This is a genomic window from Trinickia soli, from assembly GCF_002879855.1.
Classification (GTDB): Bacteria; Pseudomonadota; Gammaproteobacteria; order Burkholderiales; family Burkholderiaceae; genus Trinickia; species Trinickia soli.
The window spans coordinates 126972-152329 of record NZ_PNYB01000010.1 but is presented as its reverse complement, the minus strand read 5'-3'; the positions used below and the strand labels follow the sequence as shown (position 1 = coordinate 152329).

Here is a 25358-nt window from a genome sequence, read left to right as displayed (position 1 = left end):
ATTTGCTGAAGTGTCCGGCCGAGCGTCTGCGCGGCCGCTTCGAGCGACTGGTTTCTTGCCGCCTCGACGACGCACTGCAAGGATTCTGCCGTCATGGGCGGTGGCAGCGGGCCGGGGGGAATCCGGAGCGCCATGCCCCGATCGATTTCATCGGCGAGCGGTCCGGCCGTCGGTGTCCTCCCAATGGCCGGCCGCATTCGCAGGGAGGCCGATCGGTCACGTGAACCGATGAGCCGGTTGATCTCCTCTGCACGGTCGCCGGCGGCCCGTAGACCGCGTTGGGTTAGGCCGTTTGTTCCGAGAAACTCATATATCAAACTGTCGCTGACGTTACACGCCTGAGCAGCTCGCGAGATAGACTGACCCTGGGCAAGACGCGCGATGGCGAGCAGGTCCTCGGACGAAATAGCGTCGGGCGGTGGCCTCGTCGTGGCGGTGCGAGCGGACGATGCGGGAGCCTGAACAGGGGGTGCATCGGCAACGGGCGGAGTCAGCCCCCCATGCTGAGTCGTCGGCTCATCGTCGCAGAGGTCACGGTTGTCGTCACCCTCGCCCGTGAGCAGCTGCGTCCAGTAACCGACATTCGGCTGCGCTGCATGAGGCGGAGTAGGTGGAGGAGCCGATGGGTTCACGGGAGCTGGAGCAGCCAGCGCCTGAACAACAGCGCGCCGGCCTCGGTACGCTGAGTTCAGCGTGCTCAACCCGTCGAGCTGCGTCGGTAGCGATCGGCGCGGTGCAGGCGTGCCGCCGCTTGGCGGCTGCGGCGCGCCATGCTCCTCGGCGCGGGGCGAGTTGGCCGGTGAATGGGTATCCGTCGAGTGGATCGGATCAGTCGATGTGCCGACGTGCGTCATAGAGTGGGGCTGGCAGCGAGTGAGGCGAGGGAGAGTCGGAAGTCTGAGCGTCAGTCGCCGGATTCAGTCTTTTCGGAGTCCGACCATTCAGAATCCGCGCCTTGACCGAAGAGGCTGTCGATCTCCCGAGCCAGGGCAGGGCCAACGAATTTCCGGCCTTTGGGCGTGAGGCCGTCGCTCGTCAGATAGGTCTTAACCGTCCCGCGATTCTGCTTCACCGCTTTCGAGGCTTGGGTATGCGTCTGCCCGCGCCCCGTCATCCGCTTCGCGACCTCGAGCAGCACATCCGGCGTGATGCTGATGGGCCGGCCACTGGCGGAGACCCGATTCGTCCGCGCAGCAAACAATTCATCGAGCCTTTGCGCGCGGGCTTCTCCGAGCATCGCCCGGCCGGCCGGGCGCAGGCCATTGGCGGTCAGGTAGGTGTTGACGGTCTGACGGCGAACGCCGGCCTCCTCCGCCGCATCGACGATAGTTGCACCAGCGGCTACGTCGACGCCCACCTCCCACAGAATGTCGGCGGTCATCGCGCTGGGAGTCCGGCTGACGCCCGAGGGCGGGGCCACGCGGGTCGTGAATAGCGCGTCGAGTTGCGTTGCCCGCTCTTCGCCGAGAAGCGATCGGCCTGCGGGGCGTAGCCCGGCCGCGCCCAGGTAGCTATTGACGGTCGGACGCTTGACTCCGAAATGATTTGCGGCGCTTTCGATCGTCGCACCGCCGGCGACGAGCGTACCGATCTCCCACAACCTGTCCGCAGTCATGGTGCGTACCGTTCCGGTCGAACGGCGGATGATGGTTGGCCGGGAAAAGCGGACTGGACCTCTTCGCGCCAGCATGGCGTCGATGCGTTTGGCTTCGGCCTTGCCCAGCAACGTTCGCCCTCTGGGCAGCAGTCGTTTCGTCGTCAGCAAGTTGCCGACGCACCTCGGGCTGATGCCGACGGCCTTCGCTGCGGCCTCGATGCTCTTGCCGGACGCGATTTCAGTCGCGACATCGCGCAAATTCTCGCGCGTCGCGAACGCTCTCGAGCGGAATCGTCCCAACGCGATCAACTGGTTGATCATCCGCGTCACCCGCGGACGCATGACCGCACGTCCGCGTTCCGTCACGCCCTGCGGGGTAAGGTAGTGGAGGATCGTACTGCGGTGGATGTCATGAGCTTGCGCGCCGGCCGCTAATGAACTGCCGTCTGCCACCGCTCGCGCGACGTTGAGCAAATCCCGTTGGCGCAGATGAGGCATTTGTGAACCGCTGCGAGGCGGCCCCGGATTGCGGGCCACGAGCTCATCGATGCGGGTGGCCAGTTCGCGGCCCACAAGTGCTCGCCCCTTGTCGCGCAGACCGTCGCGCGTAAGGTACTCGCCGATGGTGCTGTTGTTCATCCCGACGAGGTCGGAGGCCGCCGCAATCGACCCACCGCTGGCGACATGCTGAGCGACGCTCAGCAGGCGGGCGGGCGTGACGAGCAACGGACGCGGCGCGCCGGGCGCCGGCGCGGTCTCGACAGCCGAGGTTTCGGCGTCGCTGTGAGCGGGCGACACTTGGCGTTCGTTGGGCACCGGGCTGCTCGCCACTTCGTCGCTCGAGCATCGGCCTGCCTCGGCCTCGACCGATTTCCCTTCTGGTTGCTCCGCCCACGGCGGGGGGTCGAGCGGGTCGAAATCGAGTGTGTCGAAGGGGATATCCGGGTAGTCCGAGCTGATTGCGTCGAAGTCGGCGTCCGCTACCTCCGCTTCAAGCCAGTCGAGGAGCTCATCCGTATTGGTCGATGTCGTCGGCGTCGCATCCTGCTGCGGTGTGGGCTCGCGCGTCGCAGCGGACGGCCGTGACGGCGCCGCTTCTTCCGCCCTGTTCTGATGCGCCAGGGCGTGCAAGCGCTCCAGCCGGAAGTGCACAAGGCGATCGATTTCGGCCGCGCGGCGGCCGACCAGCAACCGTCCGCTTGATGTCAAGCCCGTCTCGGACAGAAAGGGACGTGCGGCGTCCGGCGATACACCGACATGCCGCGCCGCCTCCTCGATCGTCCTGTCAGCCGATAGGCGCGCAATCGCGAGTAGCGTGTCGGGCTGGATCCGATTGCTGCGATCGCTTCGCGGGGTTTCCGCGGTGGGCATGGCTTCGGCCCGTTGCCGCATCAAGTCGAACTGGTCCGACGCGTTGCCGCGATGGGGGGGCCGCACGGGCGTCTGTTCTGCGCCCAAGTCCGATCGCATCCGGCTCGTGGCACTTGAGCGTATGGCCGCCGATTGACGGCCGCGCAAGCCCGAACTGAGCGGTGCCAGGCGCGCAAGCGGACCACTGGCGCTGCTTCGCAACGAGACGCCGAGTGCCGCCCCGCTCGATGAGTCGGAGGACTCCGAAGAAGATGTGGGTTGGTACGATGAGGACGAATCGGTGGTGTTGACTTTGAATGGCGGCATGTTGCCTTCGCGCAAGGAGCGGTAATGCGGTGGTAAGGATCGTAGCTATAGTGCGCGATTGAGAACGAGGGGGAGCGATGCGGGCGAAAACAGGTCACGCATGGCGAAGCGATGAAGCAGAAAACGCGAGCATCTCCAGCCATCCTCTTTCATTTAGTCTGATGGAATCGTTTTATGCGCTTGCCAAGCCGGCGTCTCTTTACGGAAAAATCTCGGTCGCTATTCGCCATGCGCTATGGTTTTTCGCGCGCGGACGTGCGTGAAAAGGGGGGGCAATCTACGCTGCCTTCTCGCCTCTTTCCTAACGATTCGCTTACGGCGATCGACTTCCCCTATTCGACCGCACTCTCTATGACCAACGTCTTCTCGAGTTCGACCAACCCTCAGAATTCTCCTTTACTGCCGGCTGTTTCCGACGCCGCTGCCGACGCGCACGTTCATCCCGCGCCGGCTGTACGGTCGGTCTCCCCGCATGCAATGGGCTCCGCTGTGCTGCAACGGCTCGTCGCCTTACCGCGTCGCCCTTCCGTCTCACCGCCCTCCGACAGTGCGCCGCAGACGTCCCCCACGGCCCTTGCTCAGCAACTGGGCGCCATGTGGCCACGCGACGCCGCCGCTGAATCATCCGGCTACGCCGACGATGCGAAATCGGAGTCGAGCGACGAATTTTCGGTGCGCGTGGAAACAGAGCCGGCCGGACAACGTGCGCATCGAAAACGCAAACTGGAGGAGTACGTGGTTTCAGCGGTAGATCGTTCCGATGTAGTGAACTTGGTTGCGCATGCGGACGCGTTCAAAAGGCGGGCAATCAACGAGTATCCGATCATGCTCGCCGATCGCTTGGGCGACACGCGCGCACAGTCGGGGCAGACTGAACCGCAGGATGTTCCTCTACCGATCGTTGTCGAAACCCTGTATAGATGCGATGACGCTCAGCTGGCTTGGGACGTCACGGCGGACCATTTCCATGCGGCAGCGGCGGCGTCGCGCAAGCTTGCGTTGCCGCCCCAGAGCTTCTTGACGCTCGACGCCGTAGGCACGCAGTGCGACGAGCACAGGGCACGCTTTGCCATCAAGACGGAACTGTTGCGGGCCATTTACCGATTCAAGGCCTCGGAAGCTAAGATCTTGACAGGTCACGTTCCTGCCCTTGAGCAGTTGCTCGAGCCGCTGCGCAGCGCACTTGCCCATTGCACGACGGATAGATTTCGTGAACTGCCGCTGACCCAAGCGCCGATTACCGGCTTTGACAGTGAGCTCGAGAAACTCTTCCTGCAGGTTCGCACGTTGGGGCAGCGTGTACAGCAGGGCGATCCTATCGTGACCATACCGCGCGGGATACGGGCCAATCAGCGTGACCAGTGGCGTGCTCGGCGAGCGAGCTGCATCGCCGAAATCACGGCAATTGCCGGAAACCTATGGCTCGCTTTACGGGGCGGGCCAGCACCGGAGGCGCCCGTTTTGATGGATGCCCCATGGCAGCAGATTGATGACTTGGGCGGACGGCACGGCGGCGCGCCCGCGCACCCGGCTTCGCTAAGCGTGCCGCCGCCGCACAGGCCGGACGAGCCGTGGCTCGCTCGGGGGCGAGGGCGCGGGGAGCCGTTTCGGAGTCAAGCGGCATTTACGGGCCGCGCAACTGTCCCGCATGCGTCGCGAAGAGAGCCGGCACGGGCCCCCATCCCTATCGAGGAGCAGTGGCCGGCGTTAGGACAAGAGCCGGGGCAAGGCACTCGAGGCCCGGTTGCACGCGCTGGCGATCCGTCTCCTCAGCATCCTTCGCTCAGTGAGCCGACGCCATCCGCTACCCCCAAGGGAGAGCAGTGGCCGGCGTTGGGGCAGGGGCGCGGACAACCTACCAGGACCCAAGGCGCTTGGACGGGCGGTTCGCTCGCCGTGCGTGCTGCGGCAGACAGGCCCGCGCAACCGGCCGCTGCGCCACAGAGACCCTCTTCAAGCGCAGTGCGCGGGAAATCGCCCTGGGGCCAGGGCGTGATAGCAGGCGGCCAGCCGACTGAGCATGCTGCGCCTCCCGTCTCGATGGAGGCCCATCGTACGTCTTCGCGCACGGGAGCGGAAACGGGGGCTGGGTCGTCGACATCGCATACGCGTAACGAAAGAGCCGGGCACAGGCGTTCATTTCATGGCGAGGATGCGCGCTCGAACGCAGAGGTCATCGCGGAGTACAAGGTCGGGAGACGATCGGTGGATGGTGTATTGGCAGTGACGACGTCACTACTTAGAGCGCCCGGCGATATCAACCGATCGATTCAGATGCTGAGAGCGGTGACGGCGGCCGGTATTCGTCCCAACGTCGTCATCTACAACGCGGCCATAACAGCGTGCGGTGACGCCGGCCGGGCCGACCAGGCGCTCATGCTGCTGGCGGAGATGAAAGCGCTTGCGCTGCAAGACCCGGAGATGGAGCCCACCCTTATCACTTACAGTTCGGTAATCTCTGCCTGTGCGAAGGAAGGCCGGGCGGACGAGGCGCTGCGCCTGTTCGAGGAACTGAAAGGGTTGGCTAAGCATGATCGGACGATGCGTCCGGACGTCATCCTGTACGGTGCGGTGATTGCTGCCTGTGGGAAGGCTGGCCGGGCGATGGAGGCGCTGAGCACTTTGACCGAACTGCACGAACTGGCACGGAACGATAGACGGATGAGTCCAGACGTGCGGATCTACAACTCGGCCATCATGGCCTGCGCGAACGCGGGCCAGACTAATCGGGCGCTGGGCCTGCTGGCCGACCTGAAAAACCTTGCGTCGGAAAATCCCGAGTTGCGGCCGGACGTCAGAACATACACTGCAGTCATTACGGCCTGCGCGAAATCCGGCCGGGCCGACACCGCGCTCGCCTTGCTGGCCGAGATAAAAGCGCTGGCGCGGCAGGACTCTTCGATGCGTCCGGACGCTTTTGTCTACACGGCGGTGATTACCGCATGCGACAGGGGCGGTCGGGTGGACAAAGCGCGGAATCTGAGGCAGGAGTTGGACAGTCTGCGCGATCGAGATTCTGCGATGCGCCGGACACAGCAGCGGCGGCAATGATTGCCAGCGCGGGCCGGCCTATCGGATCACCTACGACGCGGGCAAAGCGTTGAACGCAGGCGCAAAGGCCAAGGGCGAGTTCGGCTATGGCGCGCAGTGCGCAGGGCAGGCGGCGCCGCTTGCGAGCGCGCTGGCCGCGGGCGACCTGATGGCGCAACTCGAACGCGAAACGCGGGCGAGTATCGAGCGGTTGCGATCGGCCTGGGCTTGAACGCATTCGGTCAACGCCGCAGGCGTCTTCGCGAAGTTGTAGACGACTTCGCCGATCAGGCTACGAATCCAGCTTCGGTCAGCGATTGTTTAGCTGAAACAGACGAAACACTGCGTGCCCGCGGGCAACACACGGGCGCCGCAAAAGCGCAAGCGCGCGACATTCGACATCCGACACAACAGGAAGCCTCATGCGAGCAGATCGCACCAGCCTGACCGCCGAATACGTGGCGATGCACCGCGCAGCGCATCAATTGCTCGACGTGCCGGCGATCTTCGACGATCCGTTCGCGGTAGTCGTGACAGACCCACGGTTTGCGCGAGCGTTGCTAGCGGATCCAGAGCCCGAGCGCCCACGCCTCGCGCCGGGCCGTCGAGCGTTTTTGGCGGCTCGCAGCCGCTACGCAGAAGATCGGCTCGCGCTTGCGGTCGAACAAGGTTGCGAGCAGTACGTGGTGCTCGGCGCTGGTCTCGACACCTTTTGCTTGCGCAATGGGGACCAAGCGCTGCGGGTGTTCGAAATCGATCATCCGGCGACACAGGCAATCAAATTGGCGAGGCTGCGGGAGGCGGGTGTCGGCATGCCGGCGAGGACATCGTTCTACGCGGCTGATTTCACGCATCAGTCGTTACGGGAAATTCTGCACGAAGCCGGGGTAGATCATGGCCGACGCATCTTCGTGTCATGGCTCGGCGTTGCGCAATATCTGCCGACCGAGACGGTTCGTGCGGCGCTGCAAGACATCGGCTCGTTCGGGTCACAGGTCGAGATCGTCTTCGATTACACCCTTCATTACGATCTGCAGAGCGCTGCGCAACGAAGCGTCTTCGACAAGTGGCGCAGTCTGGCCGATCTCGAGGGGGAGCCGTTTCGAAGCATGTTCACGCCGGATGAGGTAATGGCCTTGTGCGCTTCTGCGGGATTTTCCGCAGTCAGGACTGAGAGCCTCGATGAGCTGAATGCACGGTATTGCGCGGCGGGATACAACGGATTGCAAATCGAAGGGTTCAATCAATTGGCGTATGCTGCCGCGCGAATCCCCTCGCCTTGAACTCCTTGTTGTGACGTCGCCGCCGCGTCGGCTGTACCACGTCCAAAACCGCTTCATTCCCGTTCATAGCGTACACGTGTCCACTTGAAAATTGGTGGACACGATCGTCGCCTTCACGACCCCGCTCGTTCAAGATGATATTGTCGGGCGCTTACGTATCGCTGCTCAAATTTTGGCGTTGCGCAACCTCAGCGCGTTCGAAATGACCGAAGCGGAGCTTAGACTCATTGCAAGTGCGGCAATCATCGGCGAGAGCAGCAACCCGGTGAATGGATAAAGCACCCCGGCCGCCAGCGGAACGCCAAGTGCGTTGTATACGAACGCGAAGCCAAGATTTTGCTTCATGTTTGCGACCGTAGCCACGGACAGCTCGCGAGCACGGGCGATACCGCGCAGGTCGCCCTTGACGAGCGTCACCTGAGCGCTGCTCATTGCCACGTCCGTGCCTGTTCCCATGGCCACGCCGACATCCGCCTTGGCCAGCGCGGGGGCGTCGTTGATGCCGTCTCCAGCCATCGCCACGACATGCCGGCCCTGCTGAAACCGTGTCACCAGATCGAGCTTGTCGGCCGGCTTCACCTCGCCGTGGAATTCGTCGACGCCGAGCTTCTCGGCCACAGCCTTGGCCGTGACGACGCCATCACCGGTCGCCATCACGACTCGAATACCGTTCTGTTTCAATGTCGAAAGCGCTTCGGGCGTCGTCGCCTTTATCGGGTCGGCGACTGCCAGCAGTCCGGCCAAGTTGCCATCGACCGCCAGGTACATGACGCTGGCGCCTTGCGCGCGCATGCCGTCTGCCTCCTTAGCCAGCGATTCGACGGATACGGCGTCAGTCTGCATTAGCGCGGTGTTGCCAAGCGCGAGTTTCCTGCCAGCCACCAGTCCTCTCACGCCGATCCCCGTCGCGGATTCGAAATTCTCCGTGCGGTCCAAAGTCAGGTTCTTCTCACGGGCAGCCACAACGATGGCTGCGGCAAGCGGATGCTCACTACCTTGATCGAGACTCGCCGCCAGACGAAGCACTTCGTCGGTCGTGTATCCGGTTGTGCCCACGGCCCGCTCGAAGGCGGGATGCCCCTCGGTCAGCGTTCCCGTCTTGTCGACAATCAGCACATCGACCTTTCTCAGATTTTCAATCGCGGCAGCGTCTCGAAAGAGAATCCCGGTTGTGGCTCCTTTCCCGCTTGCGACCATGATGGACATGGGCGTCGCAAGACCCAGCGCACAGGGGCACGCAATGATGAGCACCGCCACCGCATTGATGAGGCCGAACACCCAGCCAGGCTGCGGGCCGAAGATGCCCCACGCAAAGAACGTCAGCACGGCGACGCTGACGACCCCGACGACGAACACGCCGGCCACCTTGTCGGCCATACGCTGCATGGGGGCACGGGACCGCTGCGCCTGCGCGACCATCTGCACGATTTGCGACAGGACTGTCTGGGAGCCGACCTTTTCCGAGCGAATGACGAGACTGCCTGTCGCGTTCATCGTTGCGCCAATGACGTGGTCGCCAACGCGCTTCGTGACGGGAATGGGTTCGCCGGTAATCATGGACTCGTCCAGCGAACCGGAGCCATCGGTCACCACGCCGTCCGCCGGGACTTTCTCGCCTGGCCGCACGCGAAGCAGGTCTCCGACATGCACATGGGACAACGGAATGTCTTCCTCGGAACCGTCCGGGTTGATGCGTCGGGCAGTCTTGGGTGCGAGCCCGAGCAGCGCCTTGATGGCTGCGGACGTTTGCGAGCGCGCCTTCAGTTCGAGCAACTGTCCGAGAAGCGTCAGCGAAATGATGACTGCGGCCGCTTCAAAATACACGCTGACACGGCCGTGCGCGCTGTACGTTTCAGGAAATAGGCCGGGGAAGAGGGTAGCGATGACACTGTAGATATAGGCCGCGCTTGTTCCGAGCCCGATGAGCGTCCACATGTTAGGGCTGCGGTTCATGAATGAGCGCACGCACCGCGCGAAGAACGGCAGGCCTGCCCACAGGATGACCGGCGTAGAGATGATGAACTCGACCCAGCTTTCGGTGCCGGCGTCCATCCATCCCAGGCGATGGCCAAACATCGCCAGGATGAAAACGACGACGGTCAGTGGCAACGTCCACCAGAATCGGCGTCGGAAATCGACCAGTTCCGGATTTTCGTCTTCGTCGATGCTCGGCAGAATCGGTTCGAGCGTCATGCCGCACTTCGGGCATTGCCCGGGATGGTCCTGGCGAATTTCCGGGTGCATCGGACAGGTGTAGATGGGCCCCTCAGACGCTGCTTCGCCAGCTTGAACGCTCATTTGACGCTCCTTGGCTCACGCGTTCGGCTCCCATTGGAACTCGTCGTGCTGCGCAATCGGTATTGCCGTGAGGACGGTGCTACCACGTGCCTCACCTTGACCGAGGCTAGCCGGTACGTCGGGTGCATACAGTGAGCAACTTTGGATAGTTTCGCTTAAACGCTGAAGTTTCGCTGAAGGAATTGGCAAACCTGGCGCCGGAAAAGGGGGAGCGGATTTGCTTCGCATGACGGGACTGTGCTTCGCAGGACGTACGCGGAACTTGCCGCGGGCGGTTCATCTTTGGCGCCAATACCCAACCAACCGGGACCTTCTCATGAAAACCCCTGCGGTATCCTTCGATTTCAGTGAAGCCTCGATTCGCGATTTCGCGGCGCATCCGCAAGAGTCTTTGAAACAACTGAATCAGCAGTTGCATGCGTCGTTGACGCAATTGATGTCGAAGTTGCGCCTCGAAAATGCCAAGCACACGGAGCCGGGAGGGACGCACGGGGGGAACGGCACGCATGGAAAGCACGTGTCGCGCCACGCGCATGCCAAGCACCCGGCGAACCATGGGCATTCGTCCCACTCGACGAATCTGTCGAATCCCCACTCGACGCAACACCTCACCCAGCGGTCGGAAGTTTCGTCCGGGAAGGTCGATGGGTCGACGGGACCGACTTCGCGGGCCACCAGCGTCGATCAGGCGGCCGGGTCGACGCACCCGCAATTCAAGCCCGTGATACGCGGCGATGAAAAGCAGTCGGATGCGCAGGTGAAGAACCAAGCCGATTTCGGCCGCTTGGTCGACAGAACCGCGCGCGAATATGGCCTCGATCCGAACATGTTTCGCGCTCAACTGCAGGTGGAATCGGGCGCATTTACGAGCGGCTACCAAAGTGGCATGCGCCACGTCGGCGACCTCGATCGAGCGCCGCAGAACAACACGTCGCTGGGGCTCGGGCAGATCTCCCAAAACTACCTCGATGGCGGGCCGTGGTCGAAGGGTGGGCCGGGCGATCCGAGGTTGGGTGGCCAGGTGGTGACGAAGTCCGAGTATGAGAACAGCGTGACGATCCAAGTGCGGATGGCCGCGGCAAACGACGCGCTGCGCATTGCCGATCACGGCGGACTCAAGCAAGGGCTCTCCTACTACGTGTCGGGGAACGCGGATCCGAGCAATCCCTCGGGCGCGAGCTATCTCCAGAAAATCAACGAGGCAATGCAAAACCCGGCCGTGACGACGCCGGGGCGGTGAGCTTCCTGCGGGATGCTCCGCTTCCATCCGCTGCTCCCAGCGCGCAAGTTTCGCGTGAATGAATGGATGTTCGCCGTGCGCGCGGCGTCGAAGGCGCGGCACGGTTGACGACCGACGTACGAAGCGCGGGCCCATGCACCTGCCAGCGCCTACGATGCCTTGCCAGACAAGGAGGTCGCATGAGCACGACTACGTTCGATCCCGGCCGTCTGGCCTCGATGCTTAACGAGCTGCCACTGCCGACCGTGGCGCGCCTGTGGCCCGCCTGAACTGCATGCGCCGCAGCTGGGCGATCAGCAGCTACGCCAAGCACTGCGGCCGCACCATAGAGCATTGCGAGCAAATAATTTCCGTGCTTGACTTCGACCCAGGCACTCGGGGAGTGCCTTCCGTGCAGGGTTTGACACGAGACGTGGCGCCTGGCTACGTCGTCATGGACCCAAGCGCCTGTGATGCGATGAGCTTCGGCAACGGGTCGCATTTGCACTGGCACAGGTCATTCTCAAGGGCGACTTGCTTGCCCATGGCCGTCATCGTGCGGGGCGAGCCATCGCTGATGATGACGCCCTCGGTCCCGCACGCAGGACACTGCACAGGAGCACCGAGATAGGCCAAAGGCTGGCCTTGTAGCCATGAATTTCCAATACCATCTGTGACGACGCCGTTGCGGTCTGTTTTGTCTCCCTTGCGAATGAATCTGCGGCTCATAACGTGAGGCCTTCCGCCGGGGTTGTGGTGGGGGAACATGCGCGCTCGACCTCTTCGGGCCACACGGGTTCGCGACAGGTCAACTGAGAGAGATAATACGCGACCGCCTGAATGAACGTCGGTATTACGGCCACAACCATCACGAGCCACATCACTGGATTCCCAGAATTCATTAGGTCCGACGCACCGTCGAACTGTAACTTCAGAGCATTGCGGAACGAGACTTCCGTCGTGAGGAATTCGGCGACTGGCGGCACGGACGAAGGGCCTTCTTCCATAAACCGTCGGTAGTATTCAAAGTCTTGGTACAGTTCCCCCATCACCTTCTTGCCGGCTGGACTGCTCTCATCAAACGCCAAGTCGATATACTTTCCAATCGAGAACGTGTCTATGACCAGTCCCTTGTCGTTCAGGACGAGGCAACGGACGACGCGGGGAGCGGTACCGCCTAGGCCGGTTTTTTGTTTGCGCTCAACATACAAAAATGCGTTGTCCCAAGGGACAGAGAGGACACCACCCGGGCCGTTATGGCGGAAGGCATAAATGGTGCGGTTGAGCCGATTGAACCGTATCGGCTTGCGGACATAATTAAAGCAGTCAACGAGAAGCAGGCGCACGGTCAAGGCAAACAGGCACAGCGTGACAACGGCAAGAGGCGTTACCCACCAATAAATGACCCATGCCTGCCCCTTTTCGCGAATCGCAGCAGGCATATCAGTTAGAAGCCACAGGAAGACTACAAGCAGACATAGCGCTAAGGTGCCTCCAGTGACAAATGCCAAGAATCCCCACCCTTTTTCGCGGTGCAACCCGTCGCACACTTCCAAGAATGAGTCAGTGACGTTAAAGACGGTTCCAGAGCTTTTCGGCTCTTCTGTCAATGGTTTGCTTACATCCAGCCGCGACGAAGCTTCTATTTCCGTCACGGGGCGGTTCAAGCGATACCATGCGAGTCCATCAAATGCCATGTCTTTTCCAGTCAAGAGAAGATTGCCAAAAACGCCTTGCGGTCTTCGTCCAGGCGTTCGAATCTCTCGTCGTTTGGCTTGATACCAAAAAAGCATTGCTCCAGCCAATCGTGAGCCTCACGCCCCTTGAAATAGTTGATTAGCACCCCGATGATGGCCGCCAAAACCAGTAGCGGTAGCGTCAAGATAGAGCCGACGAATGCTGCAACAGTCAGCACGGCGCCTACAACCGCTGAAGTCAGGTATAGCGAAACCATTACGGCGTTCCCATGTTTGGCTTCGTCGACGGCGTGGTAGATGTCGATGGCCGCTGATACGAACCCGACCACGGCTCCGCCGAACCTTCCAACAATTCTGAGGAAGCGACCGAACTTGGCTAGACGTTCCGACAGCTCGACGCCGCCTTTCTCCAACTGCTCGAGCGCAGACCCACCATACTGCGCGACACTCGCCACAAGTCCACCAATTGCATTGTCGAACTTGATGCCATTCTCTGTCGAGTTGAATCGGTTCGACTTCCTCAGTTCTTCCCGCGCAAACCGCAGGTTGATAGCATTAAAAATCGCCCCGATTCCCGCAAATGCCGGTTCGCCTCTGGCCATCAGCCGAAACTTGGGCATGTAGATATTTTCAACGACATCGGGCGTCAGCATCGATGCGGCCTGCTGCGGCGACAGGCTCCGCGTCCCCTTGACGCTGGACAGGGCCGCTGCCTCGTCCGCCTCGCTTTGAACCGGCACGAACTGCTTGACCTTCACCTCCCAATCCTTGTCGCCCGCAGGCGCCGCCTTCTCGCGCAGCTTCGTTTGCAAATCCTGCACATCGATTTTCTGCCGTCCCGGCATCATCTCCTGCATCTGCCGCGCGATGTAGGCGACCCATTGATTCGGCGAGCCCCATAGCGCTTTGAACTCGAACAGCTTTTTCGTCCGCATGCACATCGCCGCGCAGATTATCTTGGCGGCCGCTGCGTCTACGCCCGAACTCACTGCTTCAACAATCGGACCGCCCGCCTGTTGCAGAAGATGAGCGACCGAGCCGGCGAGGGCGCGTGAGAGGCTCGGGTCCGCACGTTTCTCGACGTCCTCAATCTTGCTGTAGGACTCAATGAGCTTGGCTACAAATTCTCGAAGTTCGAGGTACGGATAGCTCGACGCTTCCTTGACCTTTTCGGCCAGGACGGGATGGTTCAGCACAAGTGCGCGCAGCAGCGGATTACGGGTATCCGTTACATCGCCCTTCGCCCATTTGACGAGCGCGTCGACCGTTTCCTTGCGGTCCGCCGCGCCTTCGATGCAACCCGTGAACCTGTTCGTGTAGTTGACGCCGCTGCGACAATTGCCCTGTTCGTGGTCGAATTGAAAGACGTTCAGCAACGCAGGGCTCGTCAGCCAGGCCTGATGGTCCTGGGATAGTGGGACAAGCGTACTCGTCTGCTCTTGCTTCAACGTCTCGGCCATGCGCTGCTTAAAATCGACGATGGCCTGCTGCCGATAGTGCGTCGCGTAGGGCTTCCACGCTTCGGGGCCCGCGCTGACAAGCTCCGCTTTCTTCATTGCCTCGATGCTCTTGAGCTGCTTTTCGAGCAGCTTGCCGCCGTCGAATATCGCAGTGACGCCCAGACCCTGGTACGTGTTAGCCTCCATCAACCGGGCGCCACTTTCGACGTCTTCCTTCGCCGACGCAATAACAGCTTCGTGCAGCGCGTCGATGGCGCTCGTGGCCCAGATACCGTGCTCGTACGGCTCGAGCGTCGCCCCGAATGCCAGTCGCTGCTCGAAATTTAGCTCCTGCGTGATGCCGACCGGGTCCCACAGCGCGAAGACGAGCCCCTTGTTGGGCGTGATGGAATCCATCGCCTTCTTCAGCGCTGGAGCTTGTCCTGCGCGATTGTGATACGGGAAGCACGCACTCGCCAACGCATCCGGCGGGCTACCTTTGTATTCGCTCAGCAGGTCTGCGACGTGCGTGACGCTTTCGGCATGAGGCTGCTGCGTGCTACCGTTGAACCACCCCGCCGCATCGATTTTTTGCATCCGCTTGTCGCGGCACCCCATGAAGTTGGTTGCATACGTGTCGCGCACCTTCTTCGTCCACCGCTCGTCGCTGAAGGCGATGTACACAACGCCGGCCTTTTGGGCATCTTCGATAGTGATGCACTGTGCGAGCTGCGCGTGCCCTGCTTGCTTACAGTGAAACGGCTGCTCGAGATTACGGTCGATGTTCATATCCGGCGGGAATTCGTACAAATTCCCTTCGTCCGTCACTGCATACGCCTGCCATCGTCCTGTCTTCGGATAGAACACATAAACGTAACCGTAACGCAGTGTGCGCAATGTGTACTTCGCCTTCTTGAGCGCAATACTCGTTACGCCGTCGCCAAACTTGCCGCCCATGAGCCTCACTGCGCCGGATGCGCTGTGCGCCTTTGTGTCGGCGAATGCGGAATACCGGACCGGCAAGATGGGAAGCCCCTTCTTCTTGCACATGTTGCAGCTGCCGGACTCACGCGTCGGCGCCTGCAATGCCGATGTCGTCAGTTGACTGATACTCGAGAAGTCGAAGTCGTATGCCATTTTTTTGTTCGGTTCACATTTGAGACGGCGCAGCGGTCACTGGTACTGGATGCTTTCGCGCGCAATGGCCTCCCAGTCGGGCTGGGTCCAACGCGCAACGGTTTCCGCGTAGGGGTGCTTTTCGGGTTCCTGCAGTACGGCCCGCACGCGCGGATGACGGTCGAAGTAAGGGGAGACGACGGTCCCGTGAAGAGCGAAAGCCAAAAGGTCCGCACCGACGAGGCCGTATGTCTCGCCCTTCGCCAATTGGGCGTCAAGCAGCGACGGCATATCGGGCTTGATTGCCGTGCCATTGCCGCGAAGCGTCTCGAGCGCCCGCTCGATAACCTCAATGCGGGCGACCTGCTACAGGTCGTTCTCGAGCGCCACTTGCTTGCCCATGACCGTCATCGAACGGGGGGCACCATCGCCGACAATGACGCCCTCCGTCCCGCACGCGGGGCATTGCACGGAAGCGCCGAGATAGGCCAAAGGCTGCCCTTGCAACGACGAATTTCCGATACCGTCGGTGACGACGCCATCAAGGTCAGTTTTGTCTCCCTTGCGAATGAATCTGCGGCTCATGATGCGACTCCCTCCGTCTGCTCCGGAGATGGCATGCAAGCGCGCTCAATGTCGTCAGGCCATACGGGCTCATGGCAGGTCAACTGTGCGACATGATATGCGACCGCGAGAAGAAACGTCGGTATTGCGGCGATGATGCCCACAAACAGAAGAAACAAGTTTCCTGAGCGAAACATATCCGACATGCCATCGAACTGCAGTTTCAACGAGTTCCGAAAGGAAACCTTTGTGGATAGATACTCGGCGACCGGCGGGACAGAACCGGGGCCGTCCTCCATGAATCGCCGGTAGTACTCGAAGTCCTCATAAAGTTCGGACATGACCCGTCTGCCAAGTTCGCCTTCTTCCGAATACGCAAGCACCACTCGTTTGCCAATGCGGAAGCTGTCAGATACTTGTCCCTGCTCATCAAGGACCAGACAGTGAATCATGCGAGCCGCAGTTGACGTCAAACCCGCTTTGGGTTGCCGTTCCACGTAGAGGAACGCGTCGTCCCACGGCACGGAAACAACGCCACCAGGTCCGTTGTGACGAAATGCATAAATCTTGCGGTCCACTCTATTGAAGCGAATCGGCTTGCGCGTGTAGTTGAAGCAGTCCTTCAAAAGAGAACGGAGCGGCAATATAAAAACGCCGATTCCCACGAGCGTGAACAGTCCAAAGGTCCAGTGTACCAGGCCCGTCTGCCCCTTTTGCCGTATCGCGGCGGGAACGTGGGTGGCCATCCAAGCAGTCATGGCCGTCAAACATAAGGCTCCGATTCCCGCTGTAAAAAATGCAAGCACCCCCCAGCCTTTCTCGCGGTAGAGCCCGTCGCAAACCTCCAGGTAGGTATCGGTTGCCGCAAAGACGGTGCCACGGCTCGTCGCCCTCTCTGCGCACGGCTTCTTCTGCTGTAGGCGTGCCGATACCTCTGCGTCTGTCGGGGACCGCTTCATACGACGCCAGCTTCCAATAGAAGTCATGCTTGCTCCTGGTTACGAAATGACAGACACAAGCGCCTTTTGGTCCTCCGCCAGCGACTGGAACCGCTCCTTCGCTTCCTTTATCCCGAAGTAGCATTGTTCCAGCCAATCATTGATTTCTCGTCCCTTGAAGTAGTTAATCACCACACCAAGTATCGCGGCGATGACAAGAAGCGGTAGCGCGAGTACGGGGCTGCTGAACGCAGCCCATACCAACGCGACGCCGAGGAACCCGGACAATGTGTAGAGGGTTGCGACCAAGTAATTTCCATGCTGGAGCTCGTCCCATGCGTGATAGCCGTCGATAGCGGCGGAAATTAGCCCCACTACCGCTCCGCCGAACTTTCCCACAATTTCCATACCTCTGCCGAGCTTGAGCCAGCCCTCTCCGATTTTTGCTCCGGACTTCTCGATTGATTCTATCGTATGATGTCCGTACTGCGAGACGCTAGCGACCAAGCCGGCGGCAGCATTGTCGAACTTGATGGTGTTCTCGGTCGAGTTGAAGTGATTGGACTTCTTCAGTTCCTCGCGAGCGAAACGCAAATTGATAGCGTTGAAAATTGCGCCGATGCCGGCATAGGCCGGCTCCCCTCGGGCGAATAACCGAAACTTCGGCATGTAAATCTTCTCGACGACCTCCGGCGTCAACGTCGCGGCCATCATCTTCACCGAGACGCCCGGGCCTGGCTTCATACCGGCCATGGCGGCAGCTTCGTCCGGGAGGGTCTCGACCGGAACGAACTGCTTCGCCTTGACCTCCCAATCCTTTTCGCCGGCGGGCGCGGCTTTTTCTTGAAGTGCCTTTTGCAAGTCTTGAACATCCGCTTGCTGCCGGCCAGGCAGCATCACCTGCATTTGGCGGGCGATATAGCTGACCCATTGAGTAGGCGACCCGTACACCGGCTTGCACTCAAAAACCTTTCCGGTTCGCGCACACATTGCCGCGTAAATTACCTTAGCAGCGACTGCATCCACATTCTTGGTCACTACCTCGACAATTGGCCCGCCTGCCTCGTGCAGCAGGCGTGCGAACGAGCCCGAAAGGGCGGCGGCGAGCCCGTGGTCAGCGTGTTTAGTAACGTACGCCACGTTGCTATACGACTCAATGAGCTTTGCCACGGTTTCTCGAAGCTCCTTGTACGGATAGCTCGCTGCTTCCTTAACTTTTTCTCCCAGCACAGGGTCGTTCAGTACGAAAGCTCGAAGCAGCGGATTGCGCGCGTCGGTGACTTCGCCCTCTGCCCACTTTATGAGCACGTCAACCGTCTCCTTGCGGTCTGCCGCGCCCTCAATGCAACGAGCCAGCAAGTCCGTGTAGCCGACTGCGCCGCGACAATCTCCAGCCTCATAGTCGAACTGAAAGACATTCAGTAGCGCTGAACTGGTTAGCCATGCCTGATGGTCCTGCGATAGGGGGACAAGCGTATTCGTTTGCTCTTGCTTCAACGCACCAGCCATCTGGTGTTGGAAATCGATAATAGCCTTCGGTCGATAGTGCCATGTATATGGCTTCCACGCTTCGGGGCCGGCAGTTACGAGGCTCGCCTTCTTCATCTCCTCGATACTCTTGAGCTGCTTTTCGAGAAGCTTACCCCCGTCGAATAGAGCGGTGGTCCCCAGTCCCTCGTAGGTATTGGCCTCCATCAGACGGGAGCCGCTTTCCACGTCTTCGTTGGCTGAGGCGATGATGGATTTCTGCAACGCGTCGATTGCGCTCGCGGCCCAGATGCCGTGCCCATAGGGCTCGAGCGCGGCGCCACATGCGGCCCGTTGCTCGAAGTTCAGCTCTTGCGTGATGCCGGCCGGGTCCCACAATGCAAAGACAAGCCCTTTCTCGGGCGTGATAGAGTCCATCGCTTTCTTAAGGTCTGGTCCTTGCCCGCACGGTTGTGATACGTGAAACAAGCAGTCGATAAAGCGTCTGGCGCACTTCCCTTGTATTCATTCAGCAGGTCTGCGACGTGCGTCACGCTCTCCGCATGAGGCTGCTGCGTGCTGCCGTTAAACCAACCCGCCGCGTCGAATTTTTGCATCCGCTTGTCGCGGCAACCCATGAAGTTGGTCGCATACGTGTCGCGCACCTTCTTCGTCCACCGCTCGTCGCTGAAGGCGATGTACACAACGCCGGACTTTTGGGCATCTTCGATAGTGATGCACTGTGCGAGCTGCGCGTGCCCTGCTTGCTTACAGTGAAACGGCTGCTCGAGATTACGGTCGATGTTCATATCCGGCGGGAATTCGTACAAATTCCCTTCGTCCGTCACTGCATACGCCTGCCATCGTCCTGTCTTCGGATAGAACACATAAACGTAACCGTAACGCAGTGTGCGCAATGTGTACTTCGCCTTCTTGAGCGCAATACTCGTTATGCCGTCGCCAAACTTGCCGCCCATGAGCCTCACTGCGCCGGATGCGCTGTGCGCCTTTGTGTCGGCGAATGCGGAATACCGGACCGGCAAGATGGGAAGCCCCTTCTTCTTGCACATGTTGCAACTGCCGGACTCACGCGTCGGCGCCTGCAATGCCGATGTCGTCAGTTGACTGATACTCGAGAAGTCGAAGTCGTATGCCATTTTTTTTTTCGGTTCACATTTGAGACGGCGCAGCGGTCACTGGTACTGGATGCTCTCGCGCGCAATGGCCTCCCAGTCGGGCTGCGTCCAACTCGCAACGGTTTCCGCGTAGGGGTGCTTTTCGGGTTCCTGCAGTACGGCCCGCACGCGCGGGTGACGGTCGAAGTAAGGGGAGACGACGGTCCCGTGAAGAGCGAAAGCCAAAAGGTCCGCACCGACGAGGCCGTATGTCTCGCCCTTCGCCAATTGGGCGTCAAGCAGCGACGGCATATCGGGCTTGATTGCCGCGCCATTGCCGCGAAGCGTCTCGAGCGCCCGCTCGATAACCTCAATGCGGACGACCTGCCTGTACTGCGCGTTAGTGAGCGCGAAATCGTCGCTCGGGACCTTCGCGCCTTCTACCGTCACCCATCCCGCCTGACGGTCCAGATAGGTCCAGCGTGCGACCGGTCCCATCAGGGCGCCTAACTGCTCGCGTTTCAGTATCCATCGCAGGTGCGCGAAAACACGCGGGTCGTAGTAGCGAAAAATCGCCGCTTCTCCCTCTGGCTTTGGCAGCGCGAGGCGTGCTGAAAGATGGCTGTGCAATCGATGTGTTGCCTTGTCGCACTCGAGGATGGCGCAGATAACAGGCGGTGCTCCCGACGCACATGCATGCTCTGCACGCTCGCGCAACGCAGGCATCTGTTCGTTCGGATGCTCAGCACAATAGAGCACCGGTGCATTACCAGCTAATTCTGCCCGCTCCTCAGGCACCAGTTCGCCGACAGCATAAACGGGCGGCACATCAGGAAGCTCCAGCTTCCCATTGAGGGGTTCAACGACGACGTAGTGAATCATTGGATGCCTATACGAGTGCAGCGCCGGACTGCGCAGCAGCGCCCATCTGCTGCGCGCACGACTTGGCCGGTGCAAGTTGTGCCGAAGCATTTTCGCTAGCCGGTCCGTCGAAGACATGCTGCGCGCCCTTGACCTCGACTGTCCCTGGCGCATGCACGTAGATGTTTCCGCCCGCGAGCCGGATGGTTGCGCCGCCGGCTCTGAGCGTAATCTCCTTTTGCGCCATCACGTCCACGGCGTCGGCTGTGGAAACGACCTTGACGGTCTTATCGGCGGTGATTTCGATATTGTCCGACTGCGCCTGCAACTCAACCTTTCCCTTGCCCGCGATCAACTTGATTCCTGCGTTCTGCACGAAGAAGCTGAGCTTCTCGCCAACGCTCGCAATCCATGATTTCGCCGTCGAAACATAGGTGCTCGAACCGCTCACGAGGTTGATGTGCTCGGTGGCAGCGGCATGCAGCGACTGCTGGGTCGACAAGCCCATGCCTGCGGGGCTGGCCAACAACATGATGGGTTGCGTGAAGCCGTTAGCGCTGCCACCGCCGCCGCCTGCCGTGCGGCCGCCGCTTTGGCTACCTTGGACCTTGCTTTGCGTGGCAGACGCGAAGTCTTTGATAGCGCTTTGCGCTATGTCGAGACCTTCCGCTTTCCCGTCGACCGCTGCGAGCGAGCGCCGCTGAATGACGCCGCCGGAGTCAACAAGGTGCTGCGTCGCCTCCTTGACGTCGAGCGGTTGGCTCGACGTGCCGCCCCGCGCGTATGTCGAAACGTAAAGCCCTTGCCCGGCGCGCAGCGCGCCCCACGAGTCCGTCTTTAAGTGAAACCCCGTGCCGAGGTAGCTCCCGCGCGTATTGTCCGTGTGGTCAATGAGGTAGCCGATGTCGAGGTATGAACTCGCCGTTGAGCTGTATAGGCGGGCGCGATTCTGGGCCGTGGCGTCGTCAAAAACCAGTTGGTTAGAACCTCCCCCACCGTACTCCTTCGACTTGAAACCGGATAGCAGGCCGTTCGTATGCCAGTGAGGCGTATTGCTTCCATTGAACAGCACACCTGTCACGACCGGACGGTCGCAATCACCATCGACGTAGTCGATTGCGACTTCGTGGCCTATCCGCGGCACGAATACGCCCCCAAAGGCGCCTCCCGCATTCGGCGATACCACGCGCATCCAGCACGACGATGACTGGTCGTTGTTGCCCAACCGGTCCCAATGCATCTGAACCTTCACGCGATTCAACTCGTCGGTGAATATTTCCTCGTTTGCTGGGCCGACGACCGTCGCCGTCTGCATGTGCATAACGGGCTTCTTGTGCTCGAAGGGGCTGCGATAGGGAACGCGTCGCCGTTGTGCCTCGATTTCCACCAAACAGAAGCTTTCGTTGCCGCTGGGGTCCCTCGACGTGAACACTGCCTGTAGGTCCTTATATTCGGCCCTCACACGCGTCATCTGCCGCTGCAAGCTATGGGGAAATGGGCGAGTGTTGCCCAGCGGCAGATTATTCTGGACGTACCACCGCACCGCGATGGTCGCGAACTCTTGGTCTTGCGACGTATCGGAGTCATGCTCGGGATGGTTCGCGAGGTGGAACCATCGCCCGGCGTCCATGCACGGCACGCTACCTACGCCAAAGAACCGCTTGGTTCGCGAGTCGAGTTCCTCGATGCGAAATCGGACGGCGCGTTCGCCCCGGTCCTCGCGTTCCTCGGTCGGAGAGAAGCTGTAAGGGCCCGCGTACTCATAGACTTGAAGTTCATCCGGTCTATCGCCGTGGCTTGCCCCTGAAACGCCGCCACGCTCCTTAGGCCAGGCCGGGCGCTTATAGTCCGGCGTGCGCATCGCGTATCCAACGCTCTCGACGATACGCTCGCTGCCCCACTCCACGAGCGCGTCGACGCCTTCACCCCGATCGCCGCGGTAAAACGTGACGTCCTGCGAGTCGAGTGGCTTGCACCGATAGATGTCGTCGGTCACGACGACCGTATGGGATTTGCCGTCGTCGGCCTGTACGATGTAAGTGAACCAGCCTTCGGACTCCATCAACCGATGGACGAAGTTAGCGTCGGTTTCGTACTGCGTGCAGTAGGAACGCTTGGCGCCACGGTCCGCGACATCGAACCGATACTGGCCTCTCGCGAGCGAATGGCCGTCGAATACCTGGGTCAGGATGTCGGCGGCCGTCACGTCTTGGAAGATTCGCGCATCCTTCCGATGCCGCAAAAATCTCATCCACGACGAGAATGACAGCTGATAGTAAGTGAAGCCACCCTCGGAACCGAGGCGTCGCGTCGCGAAAACGAACCCGTGATAGGGCAGATAGGCGTTGTCTCGCTGCCGAACCCACAGCGTGACGGGCTGCGCCATCAGCTTTTTCAACTCGATGGCGCGCTCGCGCGACACCACATCCACCGTGAATTCGAAGTCTCGCCCGATGCGAGACTCGCCCACGACTCTCTGAGGTAAGAGCGCCTGGGCGCCCAAGGGCGTCTGCAGTATCAGTGCGCGGTTAGCCTGCTCGATTCCGGTTTCGAGTGCGAGCGAATGAGCCGACCTACCCATATTGATTACCTCTCCGACTGCGTGGGCGTATTAAAGGAGGGGAATCATAAATTAAAAATCTACGCGATTACAATGGGTTAGCCGATTTACAAATAATTCTGAATTAGCCGGTTGCCGAGCCGGAAATTTATGCCGAATGAAAGCGTTTCCAGTTTTGTTGTCGCGCTAATTGAGGCATTTTTTACTGCGAAATAGATCGAAATTCAGACGAAGCCTTGATGCGATGTCGCCTCGAAATTGCTTTGACGCATGAACTCGAACCGTGTCCCTTGCAATCGGCTAACGCTTGTCGCGGGCTTCACATGCCTCGATAATTCGCAGCGCCAGTTGCACAGGCGTCGAACACCGATCATGCACGTACGCTCGACGAACGACGGGAATCGGAAACGCTTGACCACTTAGGCTCTCCTGTGCGAGATGCCACCTATGAACAATGCCGCGAAGTGGAGAGTGGATATACCAGCGTCTTTACGGCAGTTGACGAGATAGGAACGCCTATGGGTGCGAAATCATGAGCAAGCATGTGCGTTGGAAGCTCGCGGAGTTCGGCAACCTATGAAGGCCCGGCTTGGTATCGCCGCGCTCGAACCATGTGTCCCCGCACCCCTCACTCCACCGTCACCGATTTCGCCAGATTCCTTGGCTTATCGATATCGGTCCCTCTCGCGAGCGCTGCGTGAAAGGCGAGCAATTGCATCGGCAGCGTATGCAGGATCGGCGACAGCGGTCCGTAGTACTCGTTGAGCCGAATCGCGCTGACACCGGGGCTCGGCGAAAGTCCGCAATCGACATCCGCAAACACGAACAACCGGCCATTACGCGCACTCACCTCATGCATATTCGAGCGCAGCTTTTCGAGTAACCGATCATTAGGCGCAACGGCAACAACCGGCATTTCATCGCTCACCAGCGCGAGCGGCCCATGCTTGAGTTCCCCGGCGGCATACGCCTCAGCATGGATATACGAAATCTCCTTCATCTTCAACGCGCCTTCAAGCGCAATCGGAAAATGCATTCCCCGCCCAAGGAACAAGATGTTTTCCTTGCGCGTCAGCGTTTCCGACCACGCCATGATTTGCGGCTCGAGCGCAAGCACTTTGCCCATCGCATCGGGCAAATGCCGTAACGCATGCAGATGCCGCCGCTCCTCCTCATCGCTCAGCCGTCCGCGAATCTGCGCCAGCGCAAGCGTCAAAAGAAACAGCGCGACGAGCTGCGTCGTGAACGCTTTCGTCGACGCAACCCCGATCTCGATGCCGGCCCGGGTCATGAAGTTCAAAGCGCATTCGCGCACCAATGCGCTCGTCGGCACGTTGCAGATCGAAAGCGTATTCGTCATGCCGAGTCGCTTCGCCACTTGCAGCGCGCCCAATACATCAGCCGTTTCTCCACTTTGCGACACGGCGACGACAAGCGTCTTGGGATTGGCCACGCTATCGCGGTAGCGGTATTCGCTTGCGATCTCGACGTTGGCGGGCAGTCCTGCCAAGCTCTCGATCCAATACTTCGCCGTCAGCGCCGCGTGATAGCTGCCGCCGCAAGCGAGCAGCAAGACAGAGTCGACGCCGTTGAACACGCGCCATGCGTTGTCGCCGAAAAGTTCCGGCATGATCGACGTCACGTCGAGCAGCGTATCGGCCACCGCGCGCGGCTGCTCGAAAATTTCCTTCTGCATGTAATAGCGATAGCCGCCCAAGTCGGCTGCGCCGCTATGCGCGGCGACGGTATGGACGGCGCGCTCGACCCGCTTGCCCTGCGCATCGACGATCCAAAACCGATGCAGTTGAATATCGACGACGTCGCCATCTTCCAGATAAACGATTCGATCGGTTTCGTTCGATAACGCAATCGCATCCGAAGCAAGGAAGTTCTCCCCATCGCCCAGCCCGACGACGAGCGGCATTCCCTCACGCGCGCCGACGATACGATGGGGCTCGTCCCGACACATGACGGCGATCGCATAGCTGCCGCGCAGCCGGACGACGGCGGCCTTGACGGCTTCGAATAAATCGCCGTCGTAAAGATGGTCGATCAAATGAACGATCGTTTCGCTGTCGGTTTGACTCGCGAATGCATACCCCTGTTGTTCCAGCTCCGCCCTCAGCGCGTCGCAGTTCTCGATGATGCCGTTGTGCGACAGCGCGATGCGCGCCTTATCGTCGCTCGGCGAGAAGTGCGGATGCGCGTTCGTCGTGATCGGTGCGCCGTGGGTAGCCCACCGCGTATGTGCAATGCCCGTGTAGCCCGACAATCCCGAAGCCGCAACGTCTGCGTGCAATGCGGCAACGCGCGCGACACTGCGAACGCGCACGAGCTTGCGATCCTGATAGGCGACGACGCCGCACGAGTCGTAACCGCGATACTCGAGCCGCTTCAACCCGTCGACCAGAGTGGGCAATACATTCCGTTGAGCGACCGCGCCGACAATTCCACACATCTTTCGCCTCTCCGTTGGGCGACCCGCATCCGAGTCAAT

Annotated in this window: 16 protein-coding genes and 2 pseudogenes; 5 read left to right on the top strand and 13 right to left on the bottom strand. The window is 60.5% G+C overall.

The window, feature by feature from the left end:
* Positions 1–904 precede the first annotated feature (904 nt).
* A complete protein-coding gene (locus C0Z19_RS13930; RefSeq protein ID WP_146012055.1) occupies positions 905–3055 on the bottom strand; it encodes a hypothetical protein in 2151 nt (716 codons plus the stop codon).
* A 296-nt stretch (positions 3056–3351) separates the two neighbouring features.
* On the opposite strand from C0Z19_RS13930, the gene C0Z19_RS28225 reads away from it, so the two are divergent.
* The 4 genes and pseudogenes from C0Z19_RS28225 to C0Z19_RS13915 all read left to right on the top strand — a co-directional run bounded on the left by C0Z19_RS28225 (position 3352) and on the right by C0Z19_RS13915 (position 7587).
* Complete coding sequence (locus C0Z19_RS28225) at positions 3352–3537, top strand: hypothetical protein (RefSeq protein WP_158242977.1); 186 nt, start codon at positions 3352–3354, stop codon at positions 3535–3537.
* Positions 3538–3868: 331 nt separating this feature from the next.
* Positions 3869–6325, top strand: coding sequence for a hypothetical protein (locus C0Z19_RS13925; RefSeq protein WP_158242976.1), 2457 nt, complete (start codon positions 3869–3871; stop codon positions 6323–6325).
* Between the two features lie 13 nt (positions 6326–6338).
* Positions 6339–6536: pseudogene (locus C0Z19_RS13920) on the top strand (nitronate monooxygenase); the annotation flags it as partial.
* A 190-nt stretch (positions 6537–6726) separates the two neighbouring features.
* The gene (locus C0Z19_RS13915) at positions 6727–7587 is read left to right on the top strand and encodes a class I SAM-dependent methyltransferase (protein ID WP_102610418.1); all 861 of its coding nucleotides are present in this window, start codon (positions 6727–6729) and stop codon (positions 7585–7587) included.
* A 165-nt stretch (positions 7588–7752) separates the two neighbouring features.
* On the opposite strand, the gene C0Z19_RS13910 is transcribed toward C0Z19_RS13915, so the two are convergent.
* Positions 7753–9885 (bottom strand): copper-transporting P-type ATPase, encoded by a 2133-nt coding sequence (locus tag C0Z19_RS13910; RefSeq protein WP_233196130.1) that lies wholly within the window; start codon positions 9883–9885, stop codon positions 7753–7755.
* Between the two features lie 316 nt (positions 9886–10201).
* On the opposite strand from C0Z19_RS13910, the gene C0Z19_RS13905 reads away from it, so the two are divergent.
* Complete coding sequence (locus C0Z19_RS13905) at positions 10202–11125, top strand: FmdB family transcriptional regulator (protein WP_102610416.1); 924 nt, start codon at positions 10202–10204, stop codon at positions 11123–11125.
* A 423-nt stretch (positions 11126–11548) separates the two neighbouring features.
* On the opposite strand, the gene C0Z19_RS13900 is transcribed toward C0Z19_RS13905, so the two are convergent.
* The 11 genes and pseudogenes from C0Z19_RS13900 to glmS all read right to left on the bottom strand — a co-directional run bounded on the left by C0Z19_RS13900 (position 11549) and on the right by glmS (position 25319).
* On the bottom strand, positions 11549–11833 hold the full coding sequence (locus tag C0Z19_RS13900) for a PAAR domain-containing protein (protein ID WP_102610415.1): 285 nt from the start codon (positions 11831–11833) through the stop codon (positions 11549–11551).
* Positions 11830–12801: a DUF6708 domain-containing protein gene (locus tag C0Z19_RS13895; protein WP_102610414.1), complete on the bottom strand. Its 972-nt coding sequence runs from the start codon at positions 12799–12801 to the stop codon at positions 11830–11832. The genes C0Z19_RS13900 and C0Z19_RS13895 overlap by 4 nt, the downstream gene beginning before the upstream one ends.
* An 11-nt stretch (positions 12802–12812) precedes the next feature.
* A complete protein-coding gene (locus tag C0Z19_RS13890; RefSeq protein WP_102610413.1) occupies positions 12813–15377 on the bottom strand; it encodes a T6SS effector BTH_I2691 family protein in 2565 nt (854 codons plus the stop codon).
* A 36-nt stretch (positions 15378–15413) separates the two neighbouring features.
* A complete protein-coding gene (locus tag C0Z19_RS13885) occupies positions 15414–15647 on the bottom strand; it encodes a hypothetical protein (protein WP_233196129.1) in 234 nt (77 codons plus the stop codon).
* 78 nt (positions 15648–15725) lie between these two features.
* Positions 15726–15941, bottom strand: a pseudogene (locus C0Z19_RS13880) (PAAR domain-containing protein); the annotation flags it as partial.
* Complete coding sequence (locus tag C0Z19_RS13875; RefSeq protein ID WP_102610410.1) at positions 15938–16906, bottom strand: DUF6708 domain-containing protein; 969 nt, start codon at positions 16904–16906, stop codon at positions 15938–15940. The gene C0Z19_RS13875 and the pseudogene C0Z19_RS13880, both read right to left, overlap by 4 nt.
* Positions 16907–16918: 12 nt before the next feature.
* On the bottom strand, positions 16919–18763 hold the full coding sequence (locus C0Z19_RS13870) for a T6SS effector BTH_I2691 family protein (RefSeq protein ID WP_233196128.1): 1845 nt from the start codon (positions 18761–18763) through the stop codon (positions 16919–16921).
* Positions 18691–19482: a T6SS effector BTH_I2691 family protein gene (locus tag C0Z19_RS28695; protein WP_233196127.1), complete on the bottom strand. Its 792-nt coding sequence runs from the start codon at positions 19480–19482 to the stop codon at positions 18691–18693. Before C0Z19_RS28695 ends, C0Z19_RS13870 begins: the two co-directional genes overlap by 73 nt.
* A gap of 36 nt (positions 19483–19518) precedes the next feature.
* A complete protein-coding gene (locus tag C0Z19_RS13865; RefSeq protein WP_102610409.1) occupies positions 19519–20322 on the bottom strand; it encodes a DUF4123 domain-containing protein in 804 nt (267 codons plus the stop codon).
* Between the two features lie 7 nt (positions 20323–20329).
* A complete protein-coding gene (locus C0Z19_RS13860; protein WP_102610408.1) occupies positions 20330–22882 on the bottom strand; it encodes a type VI secretion system Vgr family protein in 2553 nt (850 codons plus the stop codon).
* Between the two features lie 607 nt (positions 22883–23489).
* Positions 23490–25319 (bottom strand): glutamine--fructose-6-phosphate transaminase (isomerizing), encoded by a 1830-nt coding sequence (gene glmS / locus C0Z19_RS13850; RefSeq protein ID WP_102610406.1) that lies wholly within the window; start codon positions 25317–25319, stop codon positions 23490–23492.
* Between the last annotated feature and the right edge of the window lie 39 nt (positions 25320–25358).